Origin of the sequence: Bacillus sp. ISL-78, assembly GCF_018613455.1 — a bacterium.
GTDB classification, from domain to species: Bacteria; Bacillota; Bacilli; order Bacillales; family DSM-1321; genus Peribacillus; species Peribacillus frigoritolerans.
The window spans coordinates 65,339-71,338 of record NZ_JAGGQC010000045.1 but is presented as its reverse complement, the minus strand read 5'-3'; the positions used below and the strand labels follow the sequence as shown (position 1 = coordinate 71,338).

Genomic DNA, 6,000 nt, shown 5'->3' with positions numbered 1-6,000 from the left:
CTTTACATAGGGTACAGTTTAAAAACTGGCTAACCTTATAATACGAACGCACCCGTTAGTTCATTAAAGGCTGTCGAGGGTTTCTCAACAGCCTGAGCCAATCACTGAATTAATGATCGGCTTTTTTCTTACCAGAATCTCCAAATAACCAAAGTAAAAGTGAAAGAAATACTACGAAATAGAATGCGTATGCTAAATTTCCTAACCAATTTATCGTTTGTCCCCTGAAGTATTGCAGACCAGAGCTTGCAAGATACTTGAGTATGATACCCACTATACAAATAATGAAGAATCTTTTCTTTGTTATTGCCATAAATTCATACCACTCCTATTCTTTGGCGGGCAATCCAACTAACCTGCCCCTTTAGTTCCATAAGAAGTAAACAACTTTATTATTTTTTATATAACTATATTGTAAATTAAACATCTATATTATAACTGCACAAAACCTTGATAAATGAAAAAGGGTGCTACTTAATTAACAGTAGCACCCTTTTTTCTTACCTTTTAGATTCTCTATAACCAGCAGACTTTGCTTCTCCTTCAGTACAAAAAGTCTGTTCTGGATTTGTCTTGTCATAGAATTGTCCACCTGGTACATGGTAGATTTTTTCTCCCGAGCTTGATGTATTACCTTTAATATTAAGGCATGCTTTTTCAGTTTTCGCCTGATCTGCTTCCTTTTTATCCTGTTCTGCCTGTTGTGCCTTTTCTTGTTCCTCTTGTTCTTTCTTAGCTTGTTCAGCTTTATCCTTTTCTTCTTGTTCCTTTTTAGCTTGTTCGGCTTTTTCTTTTTCTTCTTGTTCTTTCTTAGCTTTGTCCTTTTCTTCTTCCTTTACATTGACGACTTTATTATCTACCTTTTTATCGGAATCATCTTCATCGGTACCACCAAATAGTGCAACACAGCACCCTATGAGTACTATTAAGATGAAACCTAAACAACCGCAACCACCACAGCCCCAATACCACTTTTTCTTTTTCTTTTCTTCGCCTTCTATAGGTATTGCAACCTTTTTCTTATCTTCCTTTTCTACTGTCATAACTATGTATCCCCTTTAAGTAACTAACTTTCCTTTGAATATAGCATAGTATTTTAATAAATAGGTAATCAGTCTGAGATTTTCCAATTTAATTTTGCGAAATTTTTTTCCGGAAAAACGGATATACAACGTAAAGAGGTACTCTGTTAAATAATATTGTTGATAAAAGAATATAAATTGAGGACCTCAAATCAGGTCCTTGATTTTGTTCCTATTTAAGCTAATCCGCCCATCAAATGTCACTGTTTTCCAAATCAAGCGAGTAGGCTTCCGATATATAGTGTGTAACTTTTCTAGGGGAGTTGTATTTGTCATTCTTACTAAATATAGTAAGTCCAACCTCGTGTACATTAATAAATGTATCGACCTTTTCAAAATCAAGGTTTTTAAATTCAGTAGGTTTATCCCAGCTTCTTGTTGGAACTAAATTCCCTTCAGAAAGTCCCTGTCCAAAGAAAATAAACACGCTCAATCCATTTAAAACTAAATCAACCGTACAATCACAAATTACTTCTAGTGTGTCAACCGAATCAACTTTGATAATAAAACCGTCAGAAGCAAATTTGTAGGAAGGGATTCTCTTTTCTAAAATAATCCTTTCAATGTGTTCAAAAATCACAGATTCCAGCACAAAGAAAACAGGAAAGCTTAACATATTTTGAATCAACGTAAAAAGAAAGTCAGTTTCTATGTCTCTAATTCCAACATCGATTGATTTAAATATATCTTTGGGAAGGGCAAAATCATTTATTATGCTTTCGTGTGAGCTCTGAACGAAATAATCTTTTTTCAAATTCTTCCCTCCTACTTAGGTTATTTTTAAGGCAAGCTATAACTTAAATGTCGATAATCTTAATTTATCATAAGTAGCATCGGTGGATAACAAGCACCTATCAATAACCATTTTGCTTAACGTTGTAGAATCATTACGGAATCTAATTAAATCCAGGAATTGAAACCAACTCAAATAATGGTCGAGGTATTTTGTTGTCACACCATTAAAACGGTCCATCCAACCTTTCAGACGGCTGTGATAGTTATTGACATTTTTGATATGGTAAAGCCCTTTTACACGTTCCTTCCCATCTGATTTGAAGGGGATAGTGCTCCAATCCTTTATCTTTTGCATAGGTTTTGAAAGCCCGCCAAGCATCTGTACAAAGGGTATTCGATTTAGATAACTTGGAGCCGATTGCTTTCTCTAATCGTTTAACATAGCCTTTTCAATAATAGATTTATTTAATCCTACTTGTCTTATGCAACTAACCTGCCCCTTTAGTTCAATAAGAAAAAGGCTGCCGCAGCAACCTTCCTTAATGAAGTAAAGTACCCTTTAATTAGACAACAAATTAAACTTATCGATTTATATTCTTAGTCATACCAATGGTAAACTTCTCAAATCCAAAAGTTTCATAATATGATTCCAAACTTTCTACACACATAAGTTGAGGAATTACTCGATTTTGCTCACAATGTTCAATCATTCGATTCACAATTTCTTTGCCGATTCCTTTGGACTGGTAGCTCGGTAGTACACACACTCCACATACCACTCCAGTAATCACACCATCTGAAATAACACGTCCCATACCCACTAACTGTTGTTTATCAAAAGCATAAATTGCATACCAACTTTGAGTGCACATTTGTTTCAAATCATTAACTGTTAATTTAAGTGAATTCCATCCTAAAGATTCATATAAGGTTAGTAATTGCTTAAAATTTTCAGGTGGTTCTATTGTATAATGTATAGGTTTTTCCATTTAAGCACCTCCCCTGGATTTTTATATCTTACAGCTTAATCTCAACACATAATTTGTATGATTTTCACATCCGCAATCCTCCGCCGTTAGCTTAAGTACATTCTTTCACAAACTTTTGTTATTCCAATTTGAGCAAATCCTTTTTCATAATTGTAAAGACTACTCGAGGTCCATAAAATAATGACCATATTTTCTTTTACTAAACTGCCCGTTTGTTGAAGAAGATTTTTGATTTGTCTTTTAAGCTTGAATTGGTAAATAAATCTGTACTTCTTCATCTCCTTCTCCCATAGGGTGATATGTCTCGATAATATAAGAATCGAGATTTCTTTGATAACCTTGTTCTTCTGCCCAATTCAATAAATTCAAATGAAGTTCTCCCAAATTAGATATATTCCCTCTAGTAGTTATGTAACTTTTATTTATTTCAATATAATCCATTCCTGTTGGTACTTCATTTAATTTCTCACTCACAATTAACCCTACATAATAATGACCTATCCTATGCTCCTCATCCTTCTTAGGCTCAAATAATGCAATTTCGGTCTCTGTTGGATTTAGGATTTGATTTGAGAGACTTAATAGTTGCTTTGCAAGCAAGGGCACTTCATTACCAAAGTTAACAAACTCCCCACTACCTTTTAATCCAAAAAGCTTAAATTCTTTTTTAACCATCATAAACGACATATTTACTTCTCCTATTTACTTAAAAATTCCATAATATTTTAATTTTATTTGTTCAACAAAAAATCCTTACTTCCTGCATTGAAGTAAGGATTTCAAACTGATTTCTGTAACTGTTATTCAACTATCCTGCCCCGTTAGTTGCATAAAGAAAAAGCTGCCTTAAAGACAGCTTGATCTAAAGCTAACGCACTCGTTAGTTGAAGAGTGGGTAATAGATTATTAAAAGAACTCCTAATAAAATAAGACCAAAGATAATGATTAATCCACTTGTATCTAGTAAGACACCTAATATTACCCATAATAAATAGAGAATTTTATTTTTTGTACTTTCATCCTTATTATTTTTGTAGGCTTCTTTAATTAGCCACCCTAAAATGCTACATCCAACAACAACCAATATTATGCCAATAGTTATTATTTTCATAAATTTCCCCTCTGTTATTAAATAATTTTTTTAATATCTTATTTAAATTTTTCTGTCCCTTTAGTTGCATAAGAAAAGGAGCTGCTGATCAGCTCCTGATAATGAAGTAAAGCACCCGTTAGTTTAATTACAAACCTTCACAATCTTGCTAACCTGCCCCGAAACTGTCCCAATCAATCTATGTTCTTTAACTAATGCGACTCGTTGAAGAACCAACCTAGTTTTTACTTTTTCGACTATAAAAAAAAGAAATGAGAAGATAAGTACCATAGAGGCAAGTAATAAAAAATATTATAAGTTCTAAATTAACTGTTCCAGACTTAAACCAAATAGTTAACGCAGCTAAAATGACCGCTATAAGGCAGGCGATAAAACTTTGAGTATGTGGTTTCAACATCAAAACCTCCTGTTCTGTTCTTAAAGACTTACCTTAACCTGTATTAGCTTATTTTTCTATTGGAAATGTTTCTCAATTTCACTCAACTAACCTGCCCCGTTAGTTGCATAAAGAAAGAGCTACCTTAAAGACAGCTCTGATCTTCAGCTAACGCACCCGTTAGTTCATTAAGAATAGGTTTTCGTTGTCAGTCCTTTGTAATCAGAAACCATCTGAAGGAATTTTTGTTTCTCTTCTAAATAAGGTACGTGATTACTTTTTTCAAAAATATAAAGTTTGGAATTTTTTAAACCTGCATTTATTTCTTCAGAAAAAACAAGAGGGCATTGGGCATCGTACCTTCCACAATAAACAATGGTCGGGATGGTAACCTGATACAGTTCATTTTGAATGTCGTAGTTTGGCAAGTCATTAAAGGAATAATAATCTAGCCTTTTTTGTACAACTTTTCCACTGCTCGGTTTTTTAAAATATTCATCCCATCTTTCTATGTTATATAAAGACATATTAGTCCATTCTCTGTTAGCATCCCTTCGCTCTTCAGTGGTAGAGTCAGGAGATTTTAGTACGGCAAAAATCTTTTTCAGTTTTTTATTTAGTGGACTACGAGGACTATAAATACTGCCTTCGTGTTCCATATATTTTTTAGTAGCAGTTGCTCCTCCAACTAATAGTTTTGTCAGAGATTTAGGAAACATTGTTGCATAAATTAAACCAAGCATTCCTCCAGTTGAATGCCCTGCAAAGCACCATTTATTATAATTTAAAGCTTCTCTAATAGCCTCTAAATCCTTAGAGGTTTCTTTCATACTTAATTCCTCTTCTATACCTGCTTTGCAAGAGTTTCCTGCTTCTTTTAAGTTTATTAGATAAACTTTGAATTGATCTACAAAAGTGTCGGCGAAATAATAACCTAATTCATTAAACTCACTATATAAATGGGTAATACACACTGGTTCTCCTTTTCCTTGGGTAAAGATCTCAAACTTTCCACGAGATGTACTTATAAACATTCTCTCCCACATAACGGTCCCCCTAAAAACAAAAATGTATATTATTGTAAATTCGGCATTTTTTAGAGAAAATCCTTCAAGTTACTGTTGAACTATCCTGCCCCGATAGTTCCATAAAGAGAAAGCTGCCTTAAAGACAGCTCCAATCTTCAGCTAACGCACCTAGTTAGCTTAATTAAGTTTTCTTTCATAAACATGAAAATAGTAGTTATAAGGGTTTTTTTCGTTCATTATCCCTTTTTCAACAGATACTTCTTTCCATTCATCGAAGTTAACTTCTGGGAAAAATATATCTCCTTCAAATTCATGATGAATTTTTGTAATATACATCTTCTCAACATAAGGCAAGAACATATTATAAATCTGTTCTCCCCCGAAAATAAATATCTCTTCTTCATTTTTACATAACTCAAATACATTTTCGATTGAATGGACAATTTCACAACCGTCAAAGCTAAAATCCTTATCTCTCGTCAAAATAATATTTCTTCTGTCAGGTAAAGCCCTTCCGATTGACTCAAGGTTTTTTCTACCTAATATAAGTGAATGTCCCTTTGTAGTATTTTTAACATACTCCCAATCCTTTGGAATTCTCCATGGAATATCATTCTCTTTGCCAATTACTCTATTCTTGTCCATCGCAACAATTAAAGAAACGTTCATATATGACACA

7 protein-coding genes and 1 pseudogene are annotated in these 6,000 nt (G+C 33.5%); all 8 read right to left on the bottom strand.

The features are described 5' to 3' along the window. Positions 1-500: 500 nt before the first annotated feature. The 8 genes and pseudogenes from J7I96_RS26605 to dfr all read right to left on the bottom strand — a co-directional run bounded on the left by J7I96_RS26605 (position 501) and on the right by dfr (position 5,990). Positions 501-1,043, bottom strand: coding sequence for a sunset domain-containing protein (locus J7I96_RS26605; protein WP_214926179.1), 543 nt, complete (start codon positions 1,041-1,043; stop codon positions 501-503). Between the two features lie 232 nt (positions 1,044-1,275). Then, positions 1,276-1,836, bottom strand: coding sequence for a hypothetical protein (locus tag J7I96_RS26600; RefSeq protein WP_214926183.1), 561 nt, complete (start codon positions 1,834-1,836; stop codon positions 1,276-1,278). Positions 1,837-1,872: 36 nt separating this feature from the next. Further along, positions 1,873-2,251, bottom strand: a pseudogene (locus J7I96_RS26595) (IS1595 family transposase); the annotation flags it as partial. Positions 2,252-2,398: 147 nt separating this feature from the next. Then, the gene (locus J7I96_RS26590; RefSeq protein ID WP_214922467.1) at positions 2,399-2,806 is read right to left on the bottom strand and encodes a GNAT family N-acetyltransferase; all 408 of its coding nucleotides are present in this window, start codon (positions 2,804-2,806) and stop codon (positions 2,399-2,401) included. A gap of 240 nt (positions 2,807-3,046) precedes the next feature. Beyond that, a complete protein-coding gene (locus J7I96_RS26585) occupies positions 3,047-3,493 on the bottom strand; it encodes a GyrI-like domain-containing protein (RefSeq protein ID WP_214922465.1) in 447 nt (148 codons plus the stop codon). Between the two features lie 193 nt (positions 3,494-3,686). Next, positions 3,687-3,917, bottom strand: coding sequence for a hypothetical protein (locus J7I96_RS26580; RefSeq protein WP_214922463.1), 231 nt, complete (start codon positions 3,915-3,917; stop codon positions 3,687-3,689). 564 nt (positions 3,918-4,481) lie between these two features. Beyond that, entirely contained in the window at positions 4,482-5,339 is an 858-nt protein-coding gene (locus J7I96_RS26575; protein ID WP_214922461.1) for an alpha/beta fold hydrolase, read from the bottom strand. A gap of 159 nt (positions 5,340-5,498) precedes the next feature. Further along, positions 5,499-5,990 (bottom strand): DfrD/DfrG/DfrK family trimethoprim-resistant dihydrofolate reductase, encoded by a 492-nt coding sequence (gene dfr, locus J7I96_RS26570; protein ID WP_214922459.1) that lies wholly within the window; start codon positions 5,988-5,990, stop codon positions 5,499-5,501. Positions 5,991-6,000: the final 10 nt, after the last annotated feature.

What these genes read in the sequence shown, in the direction of transcription:
- J7I96_RS26605 (WP_214926179.1), bottom strand. Translation starts at nt 1,043, where the DNA reads ATGACAGTAGAAAAGGAAGATAAGAAAAAGGTTGCAATACCTATAGAA.
- J7I96_RS26590 (WP_214922467.1), bottom strand. Translation starts at nt 2,806, where the DNA reads ATGGAAAAACCTATACATTATACAATAGAACCACCTGAAAATTTTAAG.
- J7I96_RS26585 (WP_214922465.1), bottom strand. Translation starts at nt 3,493, where the DNA reads ATGTCGTTTATGATGGTTAAAAAAGAATTTAAGCTTTTTGGATTAAAA.
- J7I96_RS26580 (WP_214922463.1), bottom strand. Translation starts at nt 3,917, where the DNA reads ATGAAAATAATAACTATTGGCATAATATTGGTTGTTGTTGGATGTAGC.
- J7I96_RS26575 (WP_214922461.1), bottom strand. Translation starts at nt 5,339, where the DNA reads ATGTGGGAGAGAATGTTTATAAGTACATCTCGTGGAAAGTTTGAGATC.
- dfr (WP_214922459.1), bottom strand. Translation starts at nt 5,990, where the DNA reads ATGAACGTTTCTTTAATTGTTGCGATGGACAAGAATAGAGTAATTGGC.